The sequence below is a fragment of the Streptomyces sparsus genome, from assembly GCF_054776295.1.
On sequence record NZ_BAAHCA010001424.1, the window covers coordinates 1 to 859 of the forward strand.

At 74.6% G+C, this 859-nt stretch carries 2 protein-coding genes; both read left to right on the forward strand.

Annotated elements, in window-relative coordinates; genetic code table 11:
• Positions 1-173 precede the first annotated feature (173 nt).
• Positions 174-494, forward strand: coding sequence for a divalent-cation tolerance protein CutA (gene cutA / locus ACYVE9_RS28830; protein WP_461030826.1), 321 nt, complete (start codon positions 174-176; stop codon positions 492-494).
• On the forward strand, positions 491-859 hold a 369-nt coding region (locus ACYVE9_RS28835), incomplete at its 3' end, for a gamma-glutamylcyclotransferase family protein (protein WP_461030827.1). The genes cutA and ACYVE9_RS28835, both read left to right, overlap by 4 nt.

An 859-nucleotide genomic window follows, 5' to 3' on the forward strand; every position in this document is an offset into this window, starting at 1 on the left:
TCCGGGGCGCCCGCCTCGGCTCCGTCGGCGGCTCGGGGTGCGCTGTCGGGAAGCGGTTCGGGTTCCGGCTGCATGGGTCCAGGGTGCCACCGCCGCCGTCCCGCGGCGGTGGCGTCGGCACGGATTCCGCCCCGGGCGTCGCGCGCACGACGCCCGGATGCCACCGTGGACCCATGACCGAGATCCTGACCGTGCTGACCACGACCGACAGCGCCGAACGCGCGGCCGAACTGGCCCGCGGCGCGGTGGAGGCACGGTGTGCCGCCTGCGCCCAGATCAACGGGCCCGTCACCTCCGTCTACCGCTGGCAGGGCGAGATCCACCAGGACCCCGAGTGGCAGGTGCTGTTCAAGACGACCGCCGCACGCTTCGAGGCCCTGGAGACGTACCTGCGGCAGGCCCACACCTACGACGTACCGGAGATCATCGCCACCCCCGTCACCCGGGGCGGCGCCGACTACCTGGCATGGGTCGCCGAGGAGTGCGGCGGGTGAACCTGCCGTTCTTCGTGTACGGCACCCTGCGGCCCGGCGGCCGTCACCACGCGTGGGCCCTGCACGGCCGCACACGGTGGCAGCAGCCGGGCCGCATGCACGGGCTGACGCTGTACGAGGGCCCCGGCTACCCCTACGCGGTGTGCTCCGAAGGCGGCGGTACGGTGCACGGCGACCTGGTGCTGCCGGCGGAGCAGCACTACGCCGAGGTGCTGCGGGTGCTGGACCACCTGGAGGGCTGCACGGCGGACGAGCCCACCGTCGGCTACCGCCGCACGGTCGCCGAGGCGTTCCTGGAGGACGGCACCCCGGTCCGCGCCCGGGTCTACGTGGCGGCGGCACCGCTGGCCGCCCGGCTGCTCGCC